Raw genomic sequence first — 19,469 nt, forward strand, 5'->3', positions numbered from 1 at the left:
TCCCGCGCCCACACAGGTCCACCACGGACCGGGACGCCGATCGGTATGCCTCCGCCCTATCTGGAGTAATGCTCGACGATCAGCTTCTCGCTGATCGGCATCGTCAGTTCAGCGCGCGCCGGCAGCGCCCGGAGCGAACCGCGGAATTGTTCGCGCTCGAGTGCCATCCACGGCGGGACGCCGCGGCGCTGCGCCATCTCGATTGCCTCGACGATCACCTTCTTGGTGCGGCTCGCCTCGGCCACGCTGATTACACTGCCAACCTCGACCAGCGTCGAGGGAATCGTGACTTTCCTGCCGTTGACGTGAATATGCCCGTGGCGAACCACCTGGCGCGCCTGCGCCAGCGAACTGGCGAAGCCGAGCCGATAGACGACGTTGTCAAGCCGCCGCTCGAGCAGCACGAGCAGGTTCTCGCCGGTAATTCCGTCCATCCGCTCGGCCATTGCGAAGTAGGCCGCGAACTGCGTTTCCATCAATCCGTAAATGCGCTTGACCTTCTGCTTTTCACGCAGCCGAATCGCGAATTCCGAGAAACGCGTGCGCGCCTGACCGTGCGCTCCGGGCGGATAATTGCGCCGCTCGATCGCGCACTTGTCGCTGTAGCATCGCTCTCCCTTGAGGAAGAGTTTCAGTCCTTCGCGCCGGCACAGCCGGCATACCGGACCCAAATTCCTAGCCATCTTCGATTACGCCTTCTTCACTCGCGTGTATTTCAGTTCAAACTCTGCGCCGCTTCGGAGGACGGCAGCCATTGTGCGGAATCGGCGTGACGTCCTTGATCGAGATTACGCCCAGTCCCGTCGCTTGCAGCGCGCGCACCGCCGATTCGCGCCCTCCGCCCGGACCTTTGACGTGAACGACCACCGCGCGCATCCCGACTTCCGAGCATTTGCGCGCGCACGCCTCCGCCGCCATCTGCGCTGCGAACGGCGTGCCCTTGCGCGAGCCCTTGAAGCCTACCGAGCCGGCGCTCGCCCATGCGATCACGGTTCCCTGCTGATCGGTGATCGTCACGATCGTGTTGTTGAAGGTCGCGTGCACATGCGCGACGCCCTCGGGCACGTTGCGGCGCACCTTCTTGCGCCGCGGCGCAGGCGCAGGTGCTCCAGCAGCAGGGGCCGCGGCAGCAGCGGCCTTCTTTTCGGGTGCGGCTTTCGTCTCTTTAATTTCTTCAGCCATTCTTTTTAGTGAATCCGCATGATGCTGATAATTGGGCGATAATTTCCTACCTGCCCGCGTTTTCAGTTGCTTGTTTTTCCGTTCGCGTTAGCCCTTGGGCGGCGCCTGCTTCTTGCCCGCGACCACTTTGCGCGGACCCTTGCGGGTACGCGCGTTGGTATGCGTGCGTTGCCCGCGCACCGGAAGTCCGCGACGATGCCGAATACCGCGGTAGCATCCCAGATCCATCAAGCGCTTAATCGACTGCTGAAAGTCGCGCCGCAAATCGCCTTCGACCTCGAAGTCGGTGTCGATCACCTGGCGGATATGGACCTGCTGGTCCGCCGACAGGTCGTCGGTTTTGGTCGCGGGATCGACCTTGGCAGCGGTGAGAATTTTCAGCGCGCTCGGCCGACCTATTCCGTAGATATAGGTCAGCGCGATATCCATCCGCTTGTTCTTGGGCAGTTCGACTCCAGCTATGCGTGCCATCGCGAAACCCTTCCTAGCCCTGGCGCTGCTTGTGGCGCGGGTTCGAGCACAGGATGCGCACGACGCCTTCGCGGCGCACGACCTTGCAGTTCTTGCAAATCTTTTTAACCGACGCTCGGACTTTCATACTTTGCCAATCTCTATCCGGCGCGCCCGCTAGCGCATCCGGTACGTAATCCGGCCGCGCGTCAGGTCGTAAGGCGACAGTTCAACCGTGACCTTGTCGCCGGCCAGAATCTTGATGTAATGCATCCTCATTTTGCCCGAGATATGAGCCAACACCTTGTGCCCATTGTCGAGCGTCACCCTGAACACCGCATTGGGGAGCGCTTCCTGCACCGTCCCCTGAACTTCAATCGCGTCGCCCTTAGACATTTTCGAGTTCGCTCAGGATTTCCGGCCCGTTGGAGGTAATCGCGATGGAGTGCTCGAAGTGGGCAGATAGTTTACCGTCCGCCGTCACCGCAGTCCAGCCATCGGAAAGTATCTCCAAATCGGGGCTTCCCTCGTTAACCATCGGTTCAATCGCCAGCGCCATTCCCTCGCGCAGCCGCGGATTAGGCATCCCGGGACGGAAAAAATTCGGCACCTGCGGATCCTCATGGAGCCGGCGGCCGATTCCGTGTCCCGAAAAGTCGGTCACGACCGAAAATCCGGCCCCTTCGACCGTATCCTGCACCGCGCGCGCGATATCGCTGATACGATTGCCCGCGCGAGCCTGGGCGATTCCCGCGTAGAGCGATTCGCGCGTCACCCGCAGCAGCTTCGTCACCCGCTCCGGCACCGGGCCGACCGCGACCGTGCGTGCCGAGTCGCCGTAGAAGCCTTCGTACACCACGCCGAAATCGAGCCCGACGATGTCGCCGGCCTTCAGTTTGCGGCTCGACGGGATGCCGTGGACGATCTCGCTGTTAACCGACACGCACAGGCACTTGGGATAAGCGACATCGCCCGGTTTGTAATTCTTGAAGGCAGGCTGCGCGCCTTTTTTGCAGGTCAGATCCTCGGCCAGCTTGTCGAGTTCCTCGGTCGTGATTCCGGGGCGCACGGCCGCGGCCAGCGCCTCGAGGATTTCGGCGACGATTTGGTTCGCCTGGCGCATCACGGCGATCTCCGCCGGGGTTTTGATAGTAATCATGATCGCGCGCGCCCCGCGCCTGCTCCGACCGGACTCATGCCGCCAGCCTGTCGAGCGCGGCCAGAATTCGCTTCTCGACTTCGTCAGGGCGCCCGACTCCGTCAACCTTCGCAAGCATCCCGAGGCGCCCGTAATGATCGAGCAGCGGTCGCGTCGCCGCGTGATAGACCTTGATCCGTTCGCGCACGGTTTGCTCGGCATCGTCCTCGCGCTGATAGAGTGCGCCGCCGCACTTATCGCACACGCCCGCTTTGGCCGGCGGCTCGAAGACCACGTGATACATCGCCGCGCAATTCTCGCAGGTGCGCCGTCCTGAAATCCGTTTGACGACCTCTTCGTCCGGCAGCATCACCGCGACGACCTTGTCGAGCTTCAGCCCCACCCGCTCGAGTCCCGCCGCCAGCCGCTCGGCTTGCGCTACGTTGCGGGGGAATCCGTCGAGGATAAAACCGCCGCGGGCGTCTTTTTTTTGCAGCCGCTCCGCGACCAGCTTCAACACCAACTCGTCGGGGACCAGTTGCCCGCGCTCCATGTAGCCAGCCGCCTCGCGGCCCAGCTCCGTGTCCTCGCGCACTACGGCCCGCAACAGATCGCCGCTGGCAACTTGCGGGATGCCCCACAGCGCGGCGAGCGCCTGCGCTTGCGTACCCTTGCCCGCACCCGGCGGGCCCAGCAGCACCAGCCGCACGAGACTAAGCGCCCCTCTTGGTCTTGACCCGTCCGCGGCGCATGAAGCCTTCGTAGTTGCGGGTCAGCAGATGAGTTTCGATTTGTGCAACCGTGTCCAGCGCGACGCCGACGACGATCAGCAGCGCGGTGCCGCCGAAGAAAAACGGAACGTTGAAGCGCGCGATCAGAATCGTCGGCAGCACGCATACGGCGCTGACGTAAACCGCGCCGCCCAGCGTGATGCGCGACAGCACGCGATCGATATAGTCGGCGGTGAAGCGTCCGGGCCGGATTCCCGGTATGAAGCCGCCATACTTTTTCAGATTGTCGGCGACGTCCACCGGGTTAAATGTGACCGAGGTGTAGAAGTAACAGAAGAAGAAAATCAGCGCGACGTAAACCAGGTCGTAATAGAAGCCGCCGGGCGTCAGGTAGGCCGAGTAGGGTTTCAGAAATGGAACGAAGGCGGCCAACGTCGCCGGGAACACCAGCAGCGCCGACGCAAAAATAGGCGGAATGACGCCCGAGGTGTTGATCTTCAGCGGCAGATGCGAAGTCTGACCGCCGTAAACGCGGCGTCCGACCACTCGGCGCGCATACTGGATCGGGATACGCCGCTGCGCGGTCTCGATATAGACGATACCGGCGATCACCGCGGCTGCGACTGCCAGGATGAAGACGAGCAAAAAGATGCTCATTTCGCCCTCGCGCACGAACTGCGCCGTGGTGCCGATCGCGCTGGGCAGACGCGCCACGATGCCCGCCATGATGATCAGCGAGATGCCGTTGCCGATTCCGCGCTCGGTAATCTGCTCGCCGACCCACATCAGGAACATCGTGCCGGCCGTGAGGGTGATCACCGTCATCACGACAAACGCCGGTCCGGGATTGTAAACGATACTGCCGCCGCCGGGCGCCGATGCCTTTTCCAGCGCGATCGCGAACATCGTGCCCTGGAACAGCGCCAGAGCGACCGTGCCGTAGCGCGTGTACTGGGTAATCTTGCGGCGGCCCGCCTCGCCTTCCTTGTAAAGCTCGTCGAGATAGGGCGACGCGATTTTCAGCAGGTCGAGAACGATGGCGACCGAGATGTAGGGCATGATGCCGAGCGCCAGGACCGAGAAGTGCTCCAGAGCGCCGCCCGAAAACAGGTTAACCCATCCGAACAGCGTGCCGCTGGCCTGCTCGAATAACGCCGCGAGCGCCTGCCCGTCGATACCGGGGGTAGGCACCGCAACGCCGAGGCGGAACACCGCCAGCATCGCGGCCGTGAACACGAGGCGTCGGCGCAACTCCGGGATGCGCGAGGCGTTTGAAAACCCATCCAGCATCTAGCTTTTGGTGGACTTTGCCAACTCCGCAACGCCGCCGGCGGCGGCGATTTTGTCCAGCGCGCTTTTCGAGAACGCATCGGCGCGTACTTTAATCTTACTCTTGAGATCGCCGTCGCCTAAAACCTTGACCTTGCGCCCGGCGGGAACCAGTCCGCGCGCGACCAGCGCGGCGGCGTCGATCATGACTCCATCGGGGAAATCGCCCAGCCGCGACAGGTTCACAATCGCGAATTCGTCGCGGCGCGCCTGGGCCCTCAGCGTGCGTCGAAAACCCTGCTTGGGCAAGCGTCGCTGCAGCGGCATCTGGCCGCCTTCGTAACTCGGCGGCGTGTTGCCGTGCGAGCGCGCGCCCAGCCCCTTGTGCCCGCGGCCGGCAGTCTTGCCGTGGCCGGAGCCGATGCCCCTGCCGACGCGGCGTTTGCGATGGGTCGAGCCGGGGGACGGTTTTAAATCCTTCAAATCCATGACTGAGCCTAATCCTTGAGCTCGACTACCAGGTGCTTCAGACGCTTGACCATCCCTTCGACCGCGGCGCTGCGCTTGAGCTCGCGCACGCTGCCGACTTTGCCCAGGCCCAAGCCCTTGACCGTCTCGCGCACGCGCCGATTGGTGCTGATCGGACTGCCGACGAGTTTCACGCGAATTTTATCGGACATTGTATTCACCGATCACGGTAAACCTCGATCACGCGGCTGCTTCGGGATGATTCGGGGTGCGTCCGCGAAGCCGATTGATATCCTGCATGCTGCGCAGTTCGGACAGCGCCTCGAGCGTTGCTTTGACCAGGTTGTGAGGATTCGACGAGCCCAGCCGCTTGGTCAGAATATTGCGGATTCCCGCCAGCTCGACCACCGCGCGCACTCCGCCCGCCGCGATTACTCCGGTGCCCTCGGCAGCCGGCCGCAGCACGACGCGGCCCGCGCCGAAACGTCCGACCACTTCGTGCGGAATCGTACCGTCCTGAATCGGCACGCGGACCAGGCTTTTCTTGGCCCGATCGACGCCCTTGCGAATCGCCTCGGGCACTTCGTTGGCCTTGCCCAGACCGAATCCGACCAGCCCGTTGTGATCGCCGGCGACCACCAGCGCGCTGAAGCTGAAGCGGCGTCCGCCCTTGACGACCTTGGCGACGCGGTTGATATGCACGACCTTCTCTTTGATCTCGAGGCCCTGCGGATCGATTCGCTGCGTGACAGTGCCTTCTCTTAGCGTTCGTTGCCTGCCGTTCAAAATTTTAACCCCGCTTCGCGCGCCGCGTCGGCCAGCGCCTTGACGCGGCCGTGATAGAGAAATCCGTTTCGGTCGAACACGACGCTCGAAATCCCGCTCTGAAGGCATCGCTCGGCGATGGCCTTGCCCACGGCCTTGGCGGCCGCCAGGTTGCGCTTGCTCTTGAGCCCCTCGCGCACGCCGGCGGTTTCTGTCGAAGCCGCAGCGAGCGTACGTCCGCTCTCGTCGGAGATTACCTGGACGTAAATATGATGCAGCGAGCGGAAGACCGACAGGCGCGGGCGCTGGTCGTTACCGACCGCCTTGCGCCGCACCCGGTTCTGGCGCAGCTTGCGTTTTTCTGATCGCTCTACAGCCATAATCGCAACTAACCTTTTATGCCCAACTAACCTTAACGCCCAAACAACCTTTATGCCGCCGTCGAGCCCGCCGCAGCCTTGCCCGCCTTGCGGCGAATCGTCTCGGTGGCGTACTTGATTCCCTTGCCCTTGTACGGTTCGGGCGGCCTGAGTTCGCGAATCTGCGCCGCGACCGTGCCGAGCAACTGACGGTCGGCGCTCTCGAGGGTAACGGTCACCAGTTTCTCGACTTTGGCGGTGACCCCGGGCGGCAGCTGATAGACGATCGGATGCGAATAGCCGAGCGTCAGGTTGACTTGATTGCCCTTGGCTTCCGCGCGGTAGCCGACGCCGTTTATCTCGAGCACGCGGGTAAAGCCCTTGCCGACGCCCTCGACCATGTTGGCGACCAACTTGCGCATCAGACCGTGGATAGAGCGCTCTTCGCTGGTATCGCCGGGCCGCTTGACGATGATTTCCGAGTCCTTGATCTCGGCGGTGAAGCCGGGATGAAGCTTGAGCTCGAGCTTGCCCTTGGGGCCCTCGACCTTAAGCGTGCCGCCGGCAACGGAAGCCTTGACGGTCTTATCGAGATGAATCGGCAGTCTTCCTATCCGCGACATCGCTGATCACCAAACCCTGCAGAGGATTTCGCCGCCGACTTTCATGCGCCGCGCCTGGCGTCCGGTCATCACGCCAAGCGGCGTCGATACGATTTGCACGCCCATCGCGCCGCGCACCTTGCCGATCTCCGCGGCGCCGGCGTAGCGCCGATTGCTCGGCTTGCTGATGCGGTCGATTCCGCGAATCACTGATTCACGGGTCGGCGAGTAGCGCAGTTTGAGCGCCAGCGTCTTCTTGGGCGCTTCACCGGCGACTTCGACGCCACCGAGAAAACCTTCGGCCATCAGCACGCGGCAAATTGCCTCGCGCAGCCGTGAATGGGGAACCGTGAGCTCATTGTACCGCGCACGCATCGCGTTGCGGATTCGCGTAAGCAGTTCTGCAATCGGATCGGTCTGCGACATAATTGGTCTCTCTTACCAGCTCGCCTTGATCACGCCCGGCAACTTGCCGTCGAGCGCCAGCTTGCGCAGGCAAAGGCGGCACATTTTGAACCGCCGATAGTACGCGCGCGAGCGGCCGCATAGCGGGCAGCGGTTGTACTGGCGCACTTTGAATTTTTGTTTGCGGGTTGCCTTAACCCGCAGGCACATTTTCGCCATTCAACTAATCCTTATGTTCCCTGCGCCGGCGTCGGCGCCGGCGCCAGTGCGGCGGCTGCGGCCTTGGCGGCTGCGGCGGCTGCGTGAGCCTCGGCGGCGGCTGCGGCCTTGGCGGCGTCCGCCTCGCGCTCTGCCGCTCCACGCATCGGCATCCCGAGCGCGCGAAGCAGCGTCAGCCCCTCGAAATCGCTGCGCGCCGTGGTCGTGATCGAAATCGTCAAGCCCTTCACCTTCTCGACCTTGTCGAGGTTGAGTTCGGGGAAAATCGTATGTTCCTTCAGCCCGAGCGAGTAGTTGCCGCGGCCGTCGAAGGCCTTGTCGCTGACCCCGCGGAAGTCGCGCACGCGGGGCAGCGAGATGTTCACCAGGCGGTCAAAAAACTCCCACATCTTTTCGCGCCGCAGCGTGACCATCACGCCAATCGGCATCCCCTGGCGGAGCTTGAAGTTCGAAATCGCCTTGCGCGCGCGGGTCAGCACCGGCTTCTGCCCGGCGATCACCTTGAGCTCTTCGAGCGCGGAGTCGAGAATCTTGACGTTGTCGCGCGCTTCCTGGAGCGCCATGTTAATCGTGATCTTCTGAAGCCGCGGCACCCGCATCTTGTTGTCGATCTTCAACTCGCGCATCAGGGCCGGCGCGATCTCATTGTCGAAGCGAACGCGCAAGCGGGCGGGCAGCTTGGGCTCGGGCGGCAGCGGCGCCGCGGCGGCGGACTTGGCTTCTTCAGCCGCCTGCTTCTGCTGAGCCTGGCGGGCCTTGCCCTCGCGCTTGGCCTTGGCCGCCTGGTCGGACTTGACGGTCTGCTCGGCCTTGGCGGCCTGCTCGGCCTTGTCGGGCTTTTCTTTTTTGTCGGCCATCAGTCGTTACCTATCACTTCACCGCAGCGGCGGCAGACCCGGCTCTTGGCGCCGTCATCGGCGACCTTGATCCCGACCCTGACCGGAGCGTTGCAGCGATCGCAAAAAATCATGACGTTCGAGATGGCGATGGGCGCCTCCTTCTCAACGATACCGCCGGGGCTCTGCGCACCACGCGGCTTGCTGTGGCGCTTGACGATATTGAGCCGCTCGACGACGACGCGTCCGCGCTCCGGCAGCACGCGCATCACCTTGCCGGTCTTGCCGCGGTCGCGGCCGGTGACGACCATCACGGTGTCATTCTTCTTGATTTTGTATTTCGCCGACGCCATCACAGCACCTCCGGCGCGAGCGAGATAATCTTGAGAAACTTTTTCGCGCGCAGCTCGCGGGCCACCGGACCAAAGATGCGGGTGCCGATCGGTTCGTGATCCTTGTCGAGCAGGACGGCCGAGTTGCCGTCAAAGCGGATGTAACTGCCGTCGTCGCGGCTGATTTCCTTGGCGGTTCGCACGATAACCGCGCGCGATACGTCGCCCTTTTTGACCTTGGCGTTGGGAATCGCCTCTTTGATCGCGACCACGATGATGTCGCCGACCGACGCGTACCGGCGCTTGGAGCCGCCGAGCACCTTGATGCACATCACTTTGCGGGCGCCCGAGTTATCGGCGACATCCAGAACGGTTTGTACCTGTACCATCGCGCCCTACCCCGCGGCCTTTTTGAGAATGCGGCTGACGCGCCAGCGCTTGTTCCTGGAAAGCGGCCGCGACTCGATAATCTGCACGCGATCGCCTTCCTTGCACTCGCCGCGTTCATCGTGCGCCATGAAGCGGGTGCTGCGACGCACGCGCTTGCCGTAGAGGGCATGCTCGACCATGCGATCCACCCTGACCACGACGGTCTTGGTCATCTTGGCGGACACCACCGTGCCCTCGCGCCGTTTAATTCTTTGCCGCATTGGCTACCTTCTTGTCCGCTGCGGCCGCGCCGCGCGCCTTCTCGCCGAGCAAAGTCATGATGAGCGCCAGCTCGCGGCGCGCGCGCCGATAGCCGGCGTGATTATCCAGCTGATTGGTGCGCAGCTTGAGACGCAGCCGGAAAACTTCCTCGCGCGCCTCGCGCTCCTTGACGCGCAAATCCGGCGCGGTCATCTGCCTTAGTTCGTCAAGCTCCAAGGCCGCCCTCCTCGCGCTGGATCATAATTGTTTTGATCGGCAGCTTGTGCGCCGCCAGGCGCATCGCTTCTTTTGCCGTGGCGTAATCGACGCCTTCCATCTCGAACAGAATCCTGCCGGGCCTGACGCACGCGACCCATCCCTCGGGCGAGCCCTTGCCCTTACCCATGCGGGTTTCGGCCGGCTTTTTGGTGAAGGGTTTGTCAGGGAAAACCCGAATCCAGACGCGGCCGCCGCGCTTGATATGGCGGGTCAGCGCGATACGAGCGGCTTCGAGCGCGCGGGTATCGATGCGGCAAGTCTCGAGCGACTTGAGTCCGTAGTCGCCGAACGCGAGCGTGAGGCCGCGCGACTCCGCGCCGCGGACCCGGCCCTTCATCATCTTGCGCCATTTAACTTTTTTTGGTGCGAGCATCTTACTTCGTCAATTCGCCTGCACAGGCGTGCCTGCGCGTTTTGCGTCCGCATCCTTGCGGGTGAGAACTTCGCCGCGGAAAATCCAGACCTTCACGCCGATCTGGCCGTATGTCGTGCGCGCTTCGGCAAATCCGTAAGCCACGTCCGCGCGCAGCGTCTGCAGCGGCACGCGACCCTCGCGGTACCATTCCTGACGCGCGATTTCCGCGCCGCCCAGGCGTCCGGCGACGTGGACCTTGACGCCCTGCGCACCCATCCGCATCGCGCGCGTGACGGCTTCCTTCATCGCACGGCGAAAGGCGACGCGGCGCTCGAGCTGGAGCGCGATATTCTCGGCGACCAGCTGCGGGTCCAGGTCGGGGCGGCGCACCTCGTGGATATTGATGAACGAGTCGCGCCCTTTCATCAGCTTCTGGATATCGAGCTTGAGCTTGTCGATTTCGGCGCCCTTCTTGCCGATCACGATGCCGGGGCGCGCCGTGTAAATGTTTATTTTGGCCTTGTTGGCCATCCGCTCGATTTCAATCCGCGAGATGCCGGCGTGGTAGAGCCGCTTCTTGATGAAATCGCGCAGCTTCAAATCCTCGTGCAGCAACTTGGCGTAGTCGTGGCTCGCGTACCATCGGGAGTCCCAGCTCTCGATGATGCCGAGGCGAAATCCGCGCGGATGTACTTTCTGTCCCATCGAAGACCTCAGGACGCCCGCTCGTCCACGATTACCGTGAGATGGCTGGTGCGTTTGTGGATTGGCGTCGCGTGCATATGTGCGCGCATCAGCGATCGCTTCCAGGTCGGCCCGGTGTCGGCGATCGCGCGCTTTACGAACAGCTTGTCCTCGTCGACGTTCTGCTGATCGCGCGCGTTGGCGATTGCGGCAAGCAAAGTTTTGGAGACGAACCTGGCCGCCTTCTTGGGCGTGAACTCCAGGATCGACAGCGCCTGATCGACTTTCTTGCCCGCGATCAGCTCGCACACGAGCTTGAGCTTGCGCGGCGAGATCCTGATGAAACGGGTTCGCGATACGGATTCCATGACTGTTACAACTTCCCCGCTTATGCCTTGGCCGCGGCCGGAGGCGGTGCGGCGGGAGCGGCGGCGGCGGCCGGCTTCACTTCGCCTTTGCGATCGCCGGCATGACCGTGGAAGGTCCGGGTCGGCGCGAATTCGCCGAGCTTGTGGCCGACCATGTTCTCGGTGCAGTACACCGGGATGAACTTGTGCCCGTTGTGGACCGCGAACGTCAGCGCGATCATGTCCGGCGTTATCATCGAGCGCCGCGACCAGGTCTTGATGATTCGCTTGTCGCCCGAGGCGGTCGCGGCGGTGACTTTTTTGAGCAGATGCCCGTCGACGAACGGACCTTTTTTTAGTGACCTGGCCATAACGATTAATGCTTCCCGCGCGGCCGGCGGCTGACGATCAGATTGTCCGACGGCTGCTTCTTGCGCGTCTTGTATCCCTTGGCGGGCTGGCCCCACGGCGACTGGGGATGGTTTCCTTTCGACTTGCCCTCGCCGCCGCCGTGCGGATGGTCAACCGGGTTCATCGCGACTCCACGCACATGGCCGCGCTTGCCGAGCCATCGCGAGCGTCCGGCCTTGCCGATAGAAATATTTTCGTGGTCGAGATTGCCGACCTGGCCGATGGTGGCGCGGCAATCGGCCTGCACCATCCGCTGCTCGCCCGAAGGCAGCTTGAGCAGCGCCATCTTGCCCTCTTTCGCCATCAACTGAGCCTGTACACCCGCGCCGCGCGCGAGCTTCGCACCGGCTCCCGGTTTCATCTCGATGGCATGAACGATGGTGCCGAGCGGGATGTTCTTGAGCATCAGCGCGTTGCCCGGCTTGATGTCGGCGTTCTCGCCCGACTCGACTTTGGCGCCGACCTTGAGCCCGTCGGGAGCCAGGATGTAGGTCTTGACGCCGTCGGCATAGTGGAGCAGCGCGATATTGGCGGAGCGATTGGGATCGTATTCGAGCGCGAAGACGACGGCCGAGATACCGTCGCGGTTGCGCTTGAAATCGATCAGCCGAAGACGGCGCTTGTGTCCGCCGCCGCGATGCCGCGAGGTCATGCGGCCGCGATTGTTGCGCCCGCCGGTGCGCTTGAGCGGAACCAGCAGGCTTTTCTCGGGCTCTTTTTTGCTGAGCTCGGAGAAATCCGCTATCTGCATGAAGCGCTGGCCGGGAGTGCGCGGATTTAATTGTATAACTGCCATCTTCTTTTCAGTTCCCTGATTCGCTTTCCCTTCTAACTCGCTCCGAACTCGCGTCCAGTTATCGCGCTCAGCGGCTTATAGCCCTTCGAAGAATTCGATCTTGTCGCCTTCCTTGAGGGTTACGTAGGCTTTCTTCCAGTCCATCTGGCGGCCCTTGATTGCGCCTTTTTTCCGTTCCTTGCCCATGAAGTTCGAAGTGCGGACCTTGAGCACGGTGACCTTGAACAGCTGCTCGACGGCCTCGCGGATCTTGTCCTTGCTCGCCCCGGGGCGCACGCGGAACAGCACCTGGCCGGCCTTTTCGCTGGCCATGGTGCCCTTCTCGGTGATGATAGGCGCGAGAATCAGGCTCTCGGGGCTGCTCATTTCGCTTCTCCGGCAAATCGGGCTTCGATCGCCTTGGCGGTCCGGATGGTCATCACGAGCTCCCGGTAATTGAGCACGTCGTAAACGTTGAGCCCTTCGATGGCGAGCACCTTGTGCGCGGCGAGGTTGCGCGCGGCAAGTAAAAACTTGCCGTCGCCTTCGCCCAGCACTATCAGCGCGTGCTTGAGGCCCAGCTTGTCGAGCGCGGCCTTGGCGACTTTGGTTTTCGGCTCGGAAAGATCGAGCGACTCGACGACGAACAGCTTGCCGTTGCGGGCGCGATCGGAAATCGCCAGGCACAGCGCAGCGCGCCACGCCTTCTTCGGCATCTTGTACGAATAGTCGCGCGGCTGCGGGCCGAAGATGGTTCCGCCGTGACGCCATAGCGGCGATCGCGTCGATCCAGCGCGCGCGCGTCCGGTTCCCTTCTGCCGCCACGGCTTGCGGCCGCCGCCGGAGATGAGTCCCTTGGTCTTGGTGGACGCGGTTCCGGAGCGCCGATTGGCAAGCTGCATCCGCACCGCCTCGTGCAGCAGCGACAGATCGCCGTCGCGGCCGAAAACTGTGCCGGCGACTTCGAGCTCGCCGACTTTTTCATGCGCGGCCGAGTACAGCGGCAGCTTGACCGGCGATGGCTTTTCTTTTCGCTCAGACATTGGCCACCTTCACATTGGCGCGGCGGCGCGGGCGGGCCGCGTGATGGACGACGAGCAAAGCACCGTCGGCTCCCGGCACCGCGCCCGACACGACCACTGCGTTGTCGTCGGCAAGTATCTCGATCACCTCGAGATTCAGGATCGAGGCGGTCTCATTGCCCATCTGCCCCGCCATTCTCATCCCTTTGCGCACGCGCCCGGGATACGAGCGGTTACCGATCGAGCCGCCGTGGCGGAAATACTCGTGGGTGCCGTGCGAGCCGGGAAAGCCCGAGAAATGGTGGCGCTTGATGACGCCGGCGTAGCCGTGGCCCTTGGACACGCCGGTTATATCGACCTGGTCGCCGACCTTGAAAACGTCGGCAGCCGCGATGGGCTGTCCGAGCTTCAACTCGCCCTCGCCGCGGCGTTCGAACTCGCCCGATCTGATTCCGGCCGCGATGTTAGCGCGGGCGAAATGGCCGCGCTCGCCGCCGGTCACGCGGCTGAGCTTTTTTTTGCCGAAGGTGACCTGCACGGCTTCGTAGCCGTCAGTCGCCGCGGTCTTCAACTGCGAGACGGTGCATGGACCAAGCGTCAACACCGTGGCGGCGCGCACGCGGCCGGCGGCGTCGGTCATCTGGGTCATCCCGATTTTTTTTCCAATCAATCCGGTCAGCATCGGCCCTACTCGAGCTTGATTTCGACGTCCACGCCCGCGGCCAGGTCGAGCTTGCCCAGCGCGTCGATGGTCTGCTGGGTCGGCTCGAGGACGTCGAGCAGACGTTTATGAGTACGAATTTCAAAATGCTCGCGCGACTTCTTGTCCACGTGCGGCGAGCGGTTGACGGTAAAGCGCTCTATGCGGGTCGGCAGCGGAATCGGCCCAGCCACGCGGCCGCCGGTGCGCCGGATGGTGTCCACGATTTCGCGAACCGACTGATCGAGCAGGCGGTAGTCGTACGCTTTGAGGCGTATGCGTATCTTGTCGTTCATCCAGGTATACCGCGCCCGATTCGTTAAGCGCTCCGCTCCATCTCCACTCGATTGCGCACCCTGCTTCGGTGTCCGTTACTTCAAAATTTTCGAAACGACGCCGGCGCCGACCGTGCGGCCACCCTCGCGGATGGCGAAGCGCAGCCCTTCGTCCATCGCGACCGGCGTGATCAGCTCGCCAAATATCTTAATGTTGTCGCCCGGCATCACCATCTCGGTGCCTTCGGGCAGCGTGAGCACTCCGGTTACGTCGGTGGTGCGGAAATAGAACTGCGGGCGATAGCCGGTGAAGAACGGAGTATGACGACCGCCCTCGTCCTTGGTCAGGATGTACGCCGACGCCTCGAAGTTGGTGTGCGGGGTGATCGAGCCGGGCTTGGCGAGCACCTGTCCGCGCTCCACGTCTTCGCGCTTTAGGCCGCGCAGCAGCACGCCGATATTGTCTCCCGCCTGGCCCTCGTCGAGCAGCTTGCGGAACATCTCGACGCCGGTGACCACCGTCTTGGTGGTGTCCCGGAAGCCGACGATTTCCACTTCCTCGCCGACCTTCACCTTGCCCTTCTCCACGCGGCCGGTAACCACCGTGCCGCGGCCCGAGATCGAGAACACGTCTTCCACCGGCATCAGGAACGGCTTTTCGGTCTCGCGCTTGGGCTGCGGGATGAAGTTGTCCACCGCGTCCATCAGGTCGAGTATCGGCTTGCAGTTGGGGCAGTCCGCCTTGCCGCATCCGCAGTTGAGCGCGTTGAGCGCGCTGCCGCGAATCACGGGCACGTCGTCGCCCTTGTAATTGTACTTGCTGAGCAGGTCGCGAACTTCCAGCTCGACCAGGTCGAGCAGCTCGGGGTCGTCAACCATGTCCACCTTGTTCATGAAGACCACGATCGACGGCACGCCGACCTGGTACGCAAGCAGGATATGCTCGCGCGTCTGCGGCATCGGGCCGTCGTTGGCGCCGACCACCAGGATTGCGCCGTCCATCTGCGCGGCGCCGGTGATCATGTTCTTGATGTAGTCGGCGTGTCCCGGGCAATCGACGTGCGCGTAGTGGCGCTTGAGCGTTTCGTATTCGACGTGCGCGATGGAAATCGTGATGCCGCGCTCTTTCTCTTCGGGCGCCTTGTCGATCTGATCGAAAGCGGTGAAGGTGGCAAGCTTCTTTGACGCGAGCACCTTGGTAATCGCAGCTGTCAGCGTGGTCTTGCCGTGATCGATATGACCGATAGTGCCGACGTTCGCGTGCGGCTTGGTGCGTTCAAATTTAGCCTTACCCATTTCAGTAACCTCCGATTGAGACCCTTGGCTCGCAAGTCCCTATGATGCGCGCTTGAGCGCCGTCAATTCGTCAAAAATATTTTTCGGCACGGGTTCGTACGCGCCGAACTGCATCGTGTAAGTCGCGCGGCCCTGCGTCATCGAGCGCAGCCGCGTCGCGTAACCGAACATGTTGGCAAGCGGGACGCGGGCCTCGATGACCTGCGCGCCGGCGCGATTTTCCATGTCCAGAACCTTGCCGCGCCGCCCGCTCAGATCGCCGATCACCTCGCCCATGAACTCCTGCGGGGTGACGGCTTCGACATCCATAACCGGTTCGAGCAGAATCGGCTCGGCCCTTTCGCAAGCTTCCTTGAACGCCATCGAGCCCGCAATTTTGAACGCCAGTTCCGACGAGTCCACGTCGTGTTCCTTGCCGTCGATCACGATCGCCTTGATATCGACCATCGGATAGCCGGCGACCACGCCGTTCTCCATCGCCTCTTTCACCCCGTCTTCAATCGCCGGAATGAAGTTGCGCGAGATCGATCCGCCCTTGGTGCCGTCCTCGAACTCGAAGCCGCCACCCTTGGCCAGCGGCTCGATTCGGAGCTCGACCACCGCGAATTGTCCGTGACCGCCACTCTGGCGGACCAGCTTGCCCTCGGCTTCAGCCGCGCGCTTGATCGTTTCGCGGTACGCGACCTGCGGCTTGCCGATATTGGCGTCAACTTTGAACTCGCGCAGCATCCGATCGACGATGATCTCGAGGTGCAACTCGCCCATCCCCGAAATCAGGGTCTGCGAAGTTTCCTTATTGACGCTCACCCGGAACGACGGGTCTTCCTTGGCGAGCTTCTGGAGCGCCTCGCCGAGCTTCTCCTGGTCGGCCTTGGTCTTGGGCTCGATCGCGATCTGGATGACCGGCTCGGGAAACTCGATCGACTCCAGCACGATCGGCGCGGCCGGATCGCATAGCGTGTCGCCCGTGGTCGTGTCGCGAAGCCCGACCGCGCAGATGTCGCCGGCGTAAATCTCGGTGATATCCTCACGCTTGTTCGCGTGCATCTTGAGCATCCGGCCGATCCGTTCGCGCTTGCCGCGCGTCGAATTGAGCAGCGACGAGCCGCTTTCCAGCTTGCCCGAATAAACCCGGATAAAGGTAAGCGTCCCCATGTGCTGGTCGTTCATTATCTTGAACGCGAGCGCGGAGAACGGCGCGTCGTCACGCGGCCATCGCTCTTCGATCTTGTCGCCCACCTTGCCGACCACCGGCGGCAGGTCCATCGGCGACGGCAGATAGTCGACCACCGCGTCGAGCATCGGCTGCACGCCCTTGTTGCGAAACGCGGAGCCGAGAATCACCGGCGTAATCGCCATCTTGAGCGTGGCGGCGCGAATCGCGGCGCGAATCTGGGCAGGCTCGGGCGCCTTGCCTTCGAGATAAAGCTCCATGATGTGCTCGTCGTGATCGGCGAGCGTCTCGATCAGCTTGTCGCGGTATCCCGCGGCCTGCTCTTTCAATTCGGCGGGGATCTCCGTGATGCGATATTCCGCGCCGAGCCGATCCTCGTCCCAAATCAGCGCCTTGCGATCGATCAAATCGATGAGCCCGGTGAACTTTTCCTCGGCGCCGATGGGCAGATGCAACAGCAGCGGCGTGGCCTTGAGCTTGTCGCGCATCTCCTGCACCACGCGCTCGAACTCCGCGCCGACGCGGTCCATCTTGTTGATAAATGCAACCCGCGGCACCCGGTACTTGTCGGCCTGGCGCCAGACGGTTTCCGACTGCGGCTCCACGCCGCCGACCGCGCAAAATACCGCGACCGCGCCGTCAAGCACGCGCAGCGAGCGCTCGACCTCGATGGTGAAATCGACGTGTCCCGGCGTGTCGATAATATTGATGCGGTTGTCGCGCCAGAAACAGGTGGTCGCCGCCGACGTGATCGTGATGCCGCGCTCCTGCTCCTGCACCATCCAGTCCATCGTCGCGGTGCCTTCGTGCACCTCGCCGATCTTGTAGTTGATGCCGGTGTAGAAGAGCACCCGCTCGGTGGTGGTGGTCTTACCGGCATCGATGTGCGCCATGATGCCGATATTGCGCACCCGTTCTATTGGTGTCTGACGAGCCATCTAAAAAACTCGGTGATTACCAGCGATAGTGGGCGAACGCCTTGTTGGCGTCGGCCATTCGATGTGTGTCTTCGCGCTTCTTGACCCCGCCGCCGCGATTGGCGGCTGCGTCGAGGATTTCCGCGGCCAGCCGCTCTTCCATCGACTTCTCGCCGCGCGCGCGCGCCGCCGCTACCAGCCAGCGCATCGCCAGCGAATTGCGCCGCACCGGGCGCACCTCGCTCGGCACCTGGTAGTTGGCGCCGCCGACCCGCCGCGAGCGAACCTCCACGGCCGGACGAACATTGTCCAGCGCGCGTTTGAAGACCACCAGGCCGTCTTCCTTCGAGCGCTCCGCGACCAGATCGAGCGCGTGATAGAAAATCTGCTCGGCCAGCGACTTCTTGCCGCGTTCCATCACGACGTTCATGAACTTCGCGACCGTACGGTCGTGATACTTTGGATCCGCTGGAATTTCGCGGACGCGAATTTGTCCTTTGCGCGACATATAACTCTACTTGGGTTTCTTCGACCCGTACTTGGAACGGCCCTTGCGCCGCTCCTGCACGCCGATCGAGTCGAGGGTGCCACGAATCACGTGATAGCGAACGCCCGGCAGATCGCGCACGCGACCGCCGCGAATCAGCACCACGGAATGCTCCTGCAGGTTGTGTCCGACGCCCGGGATATAGGTATTCACCTCGATCCCGTTGGACAGCCGCACGCGCGCGACCTTGCGCAGCGCCGAGTTGGGCTTCTTGGGCGTTGTCGTCTTCACCTGCGTGCACACGCCGCGCTTCTGGGGCGAGCCTTCGAGCGCGCGCGCCTTTACCTTGAAGCGCTTCTTCACGCGCGCCTGTCGGATCAACTGGTTTATCGTCGGCACGTTATAATTCCCGTTCTCTTCCACTTCGAGCGGCGTATCCACTGGACGCTGGCCGGCTCGCGGGGCCGCTTCGGCGCTCGCATCGCGCCGGCCCGGTGCGCCGGATTGCCTCCAGTGGGACGCGGTGTTCAAACAAACCCCCCAAGGACACTTACGCCCTTGGGGGAAACATCATTATGTACGGGACCTGACCCGCCGTGTCAATCTCCGCCGGGTGCGGGCGCGGCCGCCAGCTCCGGTTTTTCCGCATCTTCTTCGGCCGCGGCGCCTTCGACTTTGACCACCATCCGGTTGTACAGGTTCATGCCCGTGCCGGCCGGGATCAAGCGTCCCATGATCACGTTTTCTTTCAGTCCGACCAGCCTGTCAACCTTGCCGTTGATCGCCGACTCGGTGAGCACGCGCGTGGTTTCCTGGAACGACGCTGCCGAGATGAAACTTTCGGTCGATAGCGACGCCTTGGTGATGCCGAGCAGCAGCGGCTCCGCGATCGCCGGCTCTCCGCCGCGGGTGAGCACGCGCCCGTTCTCCTCGTCGAAGCGCCATTTCTCGACCTGGTCGCCGACCAGGAACGGCGTGTCGCCGACTTCCTTGATTCGCACCCGGCGCAGCATCTGGCGCACGATCACCTCGATGTGCTTGTCGTTGATCCGCACGCCCTGGAGCCGGTAGATTTCCTGGATTTCGTCGACCAGGTATTTCGCCAGCGCCTTTTCACCGAGGATGGTCAGGATGTCGTGCGGATTGGACGAGCCTTCCATCAGCGGCTCGCCGGCCTTGACGATATCACCCTCGTGGACCGCGATATGCTTGCCCTTGGGGATCAGGTATTCGCGTTTCTCGCCGATTTCGGGGGTGACTTCGACCTTGCGCTTGCCCTTGGTGTCCTTGCCGAACGAAACCTGCCCGTCGATTTCCGAGATGACGGCGAATTCCTTGGGCTTGCGCGCTTCGAACAGCTC

At 62.8% G+C, this 19,469-nt stretch carries 32 protein-coding genes and 2 pseudogenes; all 34 read right to left on the bottom strand.

Features of this window, described 5'->3' with window-relative positions; genetic code table 11:
• Positions 1–56 precede the first annotated feature (56 nt).
• Positions 57–683 (bottom strand): 30S ribosomal protein S4, encoded by a 627-nt coding sequence (gene rpsD / locus ABSB13_RS13295; protein ID WP_428109289.1) that lies wholly within the window; start codon positions 681–683, stop codon positions 57–59.
• A 37-nt stretch (positions 684–720) separates the two neighbouring features.
• On the bottom strand, positions 721–1,182 hold the full coding sequence (gene rpsK / locus ABSB13_RS13300; RefSeq protein ID WP_428109291.1) for a 30S ribosomal protein S11: 462 nt from the start codon (positions 1,180–1,182) through the stop codon (positions 721–723).
• A gap of 87 nt (positions 1,183–1,269) precedes the next feature.
• The gene (rpsM, locus tag ABSB13_RS13305; RefSeq protein WP_428109294.1) at positions 1,270–1,653 is read right to left on the bottom strand and encodes a 30S ribosomal protein S13; all 384 of its coding nucleotides are present in this window, start codon (positions 1,651–1,653) and stop codon (positions 1,270–1,272) included.
• 13 nt (positions 1,654–1,666) lie between these two features.
• Positions 1,667–1,780, bottom strand: a complete 114-nt coding sequence (rpmJ, locus tag ABSB13_RS13310; RefSeq protein ID WP_324096801.1) for a 50S ribosomal protein L36 — start codon at positions 1,778–1,780, stop codon at positions 1,667–1,669.
• A gap of 29 nt (positions 1,781–1,809) precedes the next feature.
• Positions 1,810–2,028, bottom strand: coding sequence for a translation initiation factor IF-1 (gene infA / locus ABSB13_RS13315; RefSeq protein WP_304829624.1), 219 nt, complete (start codon positions 2,026–2,028; stop codon positions 1,810–1,812).
• The gene (map, locus tag ABSB13_RS13320) at positions 2,021–2,791 is read right to left on the bottom strand and encodes a type I methionyl aminopeptidase (protein ID WP_428109297.1); all 771 of its coding nucleotides are present in this window, start codon (positions 2,789–2,791) and stop codon (positions 2,021–2,023) included. Before map ends, infA begins: the two co-directional genes overlap by 8 nt.
• A gap of 34 nt (positions 2,792–2,825) precedes the next feature.
• Positions 2,826–3,479 carry an adenylate kinase gene (locus ABSB13_RS13325; RefSeq protein WP_428109300.1) on the bottom strand — a complete coding sequence of 218 codons (654 nt, stop codon included), beginning with the start codon at positions 3,477–3,479 and terminating at the stop codon, positions 2,826–2,828.
• A gap of 4 nt (positions 3,480–3,483) precedes the next feature.
• Positions 3,484–4,791, bottom strand: a complete 1,308-nt coding sequence (gene secY / locus ABSB13_RS13330; RefSeq protein ID WP_424672607.1) for a preprotein translocase subunit SecY — start codon at positions 4,789–4,791, stop codon at positions 3,484–3,486.
• Positions 4,792–5,259, bottom strand: a complete 468-nt coding sequence (rplO, locus tag ABSB13_RS13335; protein ID WP_424672608.1) for a 50S ribosomal protein L15 — start codon at positions 5,257–5,259, stop codon at positions 4,792–4,794. It lies immediately after the preceding gene.
• An 8-nt stretch (positions 5,260–5,267) separates the two neighbouring features.
• Positions 5,268–5,450, bottom strand: coding sequence for a 50S ribosomal protein L30 (gene rpmD / locus ABSB13_RS13340; protein ID WP_331961164.1), 183 nt, complete (start codon positions 5,448–5,450; stop codon positions 5,268–5,270).
• 28 nt (positions 5,451–5,478) lie between these two features.
• Positions 5,479–6,024 carry a 30S ribosomal protein S5 gene (gene rpsE / locus ABSB13_RS13345; protein WP_428109304.1) on the bottom strand — a complete coding sequence of 182 codons (546 nt, stop codon included), beginning with the start codon at positions 6,022–6,024 and terminating at the stop codon, positions 5,479–5,481.
• Entirely contained in the window at positions 6,021–6,383 is a 363-nt protein-coding gene (rplR, locus tag ABSB13_RS13350) for a 50S ribosomal protein L18 (protein ID WP_428109307.1), read from the bottom strand. Before rplR ends, rpsE begins: the two co-directional genes overlap by 4 nt.
• Before the next feature lie 50 nt (positions 6,384–6,433).
• Complete coding sequence (gene rplF, locus ABSB13_RS13355; protein ID WP_424672611.1) at positions 6,434–6,985, bottom strand: 50S ribosomal protein L6; 552 nt, start codon at positions 6,983–6,985, stop codon at positions 6,434–6,436.
• Positions 6,986–6,991: 6 nt separating this feature from the next.
• Complete coding sequence (gene rpsH, locus ABSB13_RS13360; protein ID WP_424672612.1) at positions 6,992–7,390, bottom strand: 30S ribosomal protein S8; 399 nt, start codon at positions 7,388–7,390, stop codon at positions 6,992–6,994.
• A gap of 12 nt (positions 7,391–7,402) precedes the next feature.
• Positions 7,403–7,588: a type Z 30S ribosomal protein S14 gene (locus ABSB13_RS13365; protein ID WP_423948858.1), complete on the bottom strand. Its 186-nt coding sequence runs from the start codon at positions 7,586–7,588 to the stop codon at positions 7,403–7,405.
• Between the two features lie 140 nt (positions 7,589–7,728).
• Positions 7,729–8,265, bottom strand: a pseudogene (rplE, locus tag ABSB13_RS13370) (50S ribosomal protein L5); the annotation flags it as partial.
• A 179-nt stretch (positions 8,266–8,444) separates the two neighbouring features.
• A complete protein-coding gene (gene rplX / locus ABSB13_RS13375; protein ID WP_428109310.1) occupies positions 8,445–8,777 on the bottom strand; it encodes a 50S ribosomal protein L24 in 333 nt (110 codons plus the stop codon).
• Positions 8,777–9,145 carry a 50S ribosomal protein L14 gene (gene rplN / locus ABSB13_RS13380; protein WP_428109313.1) on the bottom strand — a complete coding sequence of 123 codons (369 nt, stop codon included), beginning with the start codon at positions 9,143–9,145 and terminating at the stop codon, positions 8,777–8,779. Before rplN ends, rplX begins: the two co-directional genes overlap by 1 nt.
• Before the next feature lie 6 nt (positions 9,146–9,151).
• On the bottom strand, positions 9,152–9,406 hold the full coding sequence (gene rpsQ, locus ABSB13_RS13385; RefSeq protein WP_424672614.1) for a 30S ribosomal protein S17: 255 nt from the start codon (positions 9,404–9,406) through the stop codon (positions 9,152–9,154).
• Positions 9,390–9,623 (bottom strand): 50S ribosomal protein L29, encoded by a 234-nt coding sequence (gene rpmC / locus ABSB13_RS13390; RefSeq protein WP_428109316.1) that lies wholly within the window; start codon positions 9,621–9,623, stop codon positions 9,390–9,392. The genes rpsQ and rpmC overlap by 17 nt, the downstream gene beginning before the upstream one ends.
• Positions 9,613–10,038, bottom strand: a complete 426-nt coding sequence (gene rplP, locus ABSB13_RS13395; RefSeq protein WP_333646407.1) for a 50S ribosomal protein L16 — start codon at positions 10,036–10,038, stop codon at positions 9,613–9,615. Before rplP ends, rpmC begins: the two co-directional genes overlap by 11 nt.
• A gap of 9 nt (positions 10,039–10,047) precedes the next feature.
• Positions 10,048–10,725, bottom strand: coding sequence for a 30S ribosomal protein S3 (gene rpsC / locus ABSB13_RS13400; protein WP_324096817.1), 678 nt, complete (start codon positions 10,723–10,725; stop codon positions 10,048–10,050).
• A gap of 8 nt (positions 10,726–10,733) precedes the next feature.
• The gene (gene rplV, locus ABSB13_RS13405; RefSeq protein ID WP_424672617.1) at positions 10,734–11,072 is read right to left on the bottom strand and encodes a 50S ribosomal protein L22; all 339 of its coding nucleotides are present in this window, start codon (positions 11,070–11,072) and stop codon (positions 10,734–10,736) included.
• A gap of 20 nt (positions 11,073–11,092) precedes the next feature.
• Entirely contained in the window at positions 11,093–11,422 is a 330-nt protein-coding gene (gene rpsS, locus ABSB13_RS13410; protein ID WP_428109320.1) for a 30S ribosomal protein S19, read from the bottom strand.
• Positions 11,423–11,427: 5 nt separating this feature from the next.
• Positions 11,428–12,258: a 50S ribosomal protein L2 gene (rplB, locus tag ABSB13_RS13415; protein WP_424672618.1), complete on the bottom strand. Its 831-nt coding sequence runs from the start codon at positions 12,256–12,258 to the stop codon at positions 11,428–11,430.
• 75 nt (positions 12,259–12,333) lie between these two features.
• Positions 12,334–12,624, bottom strand: coding sequence for a 50S ribosomal protein L23 (gene rplW / locus ABSB13_RS13420; protein ID WP_333646417.1), 291 nt, complete (start codon positions 12,622–12,624; stop codon positions 12,334–12,336).
• Positions 12,621–13,280, bottom strand: coding sequence for a 50S ribosomal protein L4 (gene rplD, locus ABSB13_RS13425; RefSeq protein WP_428109324.1), 660 nt, complete (start codon positions 13,278–13,280; stop codon positions 12,621–12,623). The genes rplW and rplD overlap by 4 nt, the downstream gene beginning before the upstream one ends.
• Positions 13,273–13,941, bottom strand: coding sequence for a 50S ribosomal protein L3 (gene rplC, locus ABSB13_RS13430; protein WP_428109327.1), 669 nt, complete (start codon positions 13,939–13,941; stop codon positions 13,273–13,275). Before rplC ends, rplD begins: the two co-directional genes overlap by 8 nt.
• Before the next feature lie 5 nt (positions 13,942–13,946).
• Positions 13,947–14,255 (bottom strand): 30S ribosomal protein S10, encoded by a 309-nt coding sequence (rpsJ, locus tag ABSB13_RS13435; protein WP_304829554.1) that lies wholly within the window; start codon positions 14,253–14,255, stop codon positions 13,947–13,949.
• A gap of 75 nt (positions 14,256–14,330) precedes the next feature.
• Positions 14,331–15,530 (bottom strand): elongation factor Tu, encoded by a 1,200-nt coding sequence (tuf, locus tag ABSB13_RS13440; protein ID WP_428109329.1) that lies wholly within the window; start codon positions 15,528–15,530, stop codon positions 14,331–14,333.
• Positions 15,531–15,569: 39 nt separating this feature from the next.
• Positions 15,570–17,642, bottom strand: coding sequence for an elongation factor G (gene fusA, locus ABSB13_RS13445; protein ID WP_428109331.1), 2,073 nt, complete (start codon positions 17,640–17,642; stop codon positions 15,570–15,572).
• A gap of 16 nt (positions 17,643–17,658) precedes the next feature.
• Positions 17,659–18,129 (bottom strand): 30S ribosomal protein S7, encoded by a 471-nt coding sequence (gene rpsG / locus ABSB13_RS13450; protein ID WP_331961100.1) that lies wholly within the window; start codon positions 18,127–18,129, stop codon positions 17,659–17,661.
• Between the two features lie 6 nt (positions 18,130–18,135).
• Positions 18,136–18,507 carry a 30S ribosomal protein S12 gene (gene rpsL, locus ABSB13_RS13455; protein ID WP_331961292.1) on the bottom strand — a complete coding sequence of 124 codons (372 nt, stop codon included), beginning with the start codon at positions 18,505–18,507 and terminating at the stop codon, positions 18,136–18,138.
• A 200-nt stretch (positions 18,508–18,707) separates the two neighbouring features.
• A pseudogene (locus ABSB13_RS13460) lies at positions 18,708–19,469 on the bottom strand (DNA-directed RNA polymerase subunit beta'); the annotation flags it as partial.

The sequence above is a fragment of the Binatus sp. (SeqCode) genome (genome assembly GCF_050013435.1).
In the GTDB taxonomy this organism is placed as follows: domain Bacteria; phylum Desulfobacterota; class Binatia; order Binatales; family Binataceae; genus Binatus.

Coding starts and splice junctions, on each gene's coding strand:
- rpsJ (WP_304829554.1), bottom strand. CDS start 14,255: ATGAACGACAAGATACGCATACGCCTCAAAGCGTACGACTACCGCCTG.
- ABSB13_RS13365 (WP_423948858.1), bottom strand. CDS start 7,588: ATGGCGAAAATGTGCCTGCGGGTTAAGGCAACCCGCAAACAAAAATTC.
- rpsD (WP_428109289.1), bottom strand. CDS start 683: ATGGCTAGGAATTTGGGTCCGGTATGCCGGCTGTGCCGGCGCGAAGGA.
- rpsM (WP_428109294.1), bottom strand. CDS start 1,653: ATGGCACGCATAGCTGGAGTCGAACTGCCCAAGAACAAGCGGATGGAT.
- rplP (WP_333646407.1), bottom strand. CDS start 10,038: ATGCTCGCACCAAAAAAAGTTAAATGGCGCAAGATGATGAAGGGCCGG.
- rplN (WP_428109313.1), bottom strand. CDS start 9,145: ATGGTACAGGTACAAACCGTTCTGGATGTCGCCGATAACTCGGGCGCC.
- rplD (WP_428109324.1), bottom strand. CDS start 13,280: ATGTCTGAGCGAAAAGAAAAGCCATCGCCGGTCAAGCTGCCGCTGTAC.
- rpsK (WP_428109291.1), bottom strand. CDS start 1,182: ATGGCTGAAGAAATTAAAGAGACGAAAGCCGCACCCGAAAAGAAGGCC.
- rpmJ (WP_324096801.1), bottom strand. CDS start 1,780: ATGAAAGTCCGAGCGTCGGTTAAAAAGATTTGCAAGAACTGCAAGGTC.
- tuf (WP_428109329.1), bottom strand. CDS start 15,530: ATGGGTAAGGCTAAATTTGAACGCACCAAGCCGCACGCGAACGTCGGC.
- rplV (WP_424672617.1), bottom strand. CDS start 11,072: ATGGAATCCGTATCGCGAACCCGTTTCATCAGGATCTCGCCGCGCAAG.
- rpsQ (WP_424672614.1), bottom strand. CDS start 9,406: ATGCGGCAAAGAATTAAACGGCGCGAGGGCACGGTGGTGTCCGCCAAG.
- secY (WP_424672607.1), bottom strand. CDS start 4,791: ATGCTGGATGGGTTTTCAAACGCCTCGCGCATCCCGGAGTTGCGCCGA.
- fusA (WP_428109331.1), bottom strand. CDS start 17,642: ATGGCTCGTCAGACACCAATAGAACGGGTGCGCAATATCGGCATCATG.
- rplW (WP_333646417.1), bottom strand. CDS start 12,624: ATGAGCAGCCCCGAGAGCCTGATTCTCGCGCCTATCATCACCGAGAAG.
- rpsG (WP_331961100.1), bottom strand. CDS start 18,129: ATGTCGCGCAAAGGACAAATTCGCGTCCGCGAAATTCCAGCGGATCCA.
- map (WP_428109297.1), bottom strand. CDS start 2,791: ATGATTACTATCAAAACCCCGGCGGAGATCGCCGTGATGCGCCAGGCG.
- rpsC (WP_324096817.1), bottom strand. CDS start 10,725: ATGGGACAGAAAGTACATCCGCGCGGATTTCGCCTCGGCATCATCGAG.
- rpsH (WP_424672612.1), bottom strand. CDS start 7,390: ATGTCGCAGACCGATCCGATTGCAGAACTGCTTACGCGAATCCGCAAC.
- rplB (WP_424672618.1), bottom strand. CDS start 12,258: ATGGCAGTTATACAATTAAATCCGCGCACTCCCGGCCAGCGCTTCATG.
- rpsS (WP_428109320.1), bottom strand. CDS start 11,422: ATGGCCAGGTCACTAAAAAAAGGTCCGTTCGTCGACGGGCATCTGCTC.
- rplX (WP_428109310.1), bottom strand. CDS start 8,777: ATGGCGTCGGCGAAATACAAAATCAAGAAGAATGACACCGTGATGGTC.
- rplC (WP_428109327.1), bottom strand. CDS start 13,941: ATGCTGACCGGATTGATTGGAAAAAAAATCGGGATGACCCAGATGACC.
- rpmD (WP_331961164.1), bottom strand. CDS start 5,450: ATGTCCGATAAAATTCGCGTGAAACTCGTCGGCAGTCCGATCAGCACC.
- rplF (WP_424672611.1), bottom strand. CDS start 6,985: ATGTCGCGGATAGGAAGACTGCCGATTCATCTCGATAAGACCGTCAAG.
- rplO (WP_424672608.1), bottom strand. CDS start 5,259: ATGGATTTGAAGGATTTAAAACCGTCCCCCGGCTCGACCCATCGCAAA.
- rplR (WP_428109307.1), bottom strand. CDS start 6,383: ATGGCTGTAGAGCGATCAGAAAAACGCAAGCTGCGCCAGAACCGGGTG.
- infA (WP_304829624.1), bottom strand. CDS start 2,028: ATGTCTAAGGGCGACGCGATTGAAGTTCAGGGGACGGTGCAGGAAGCG.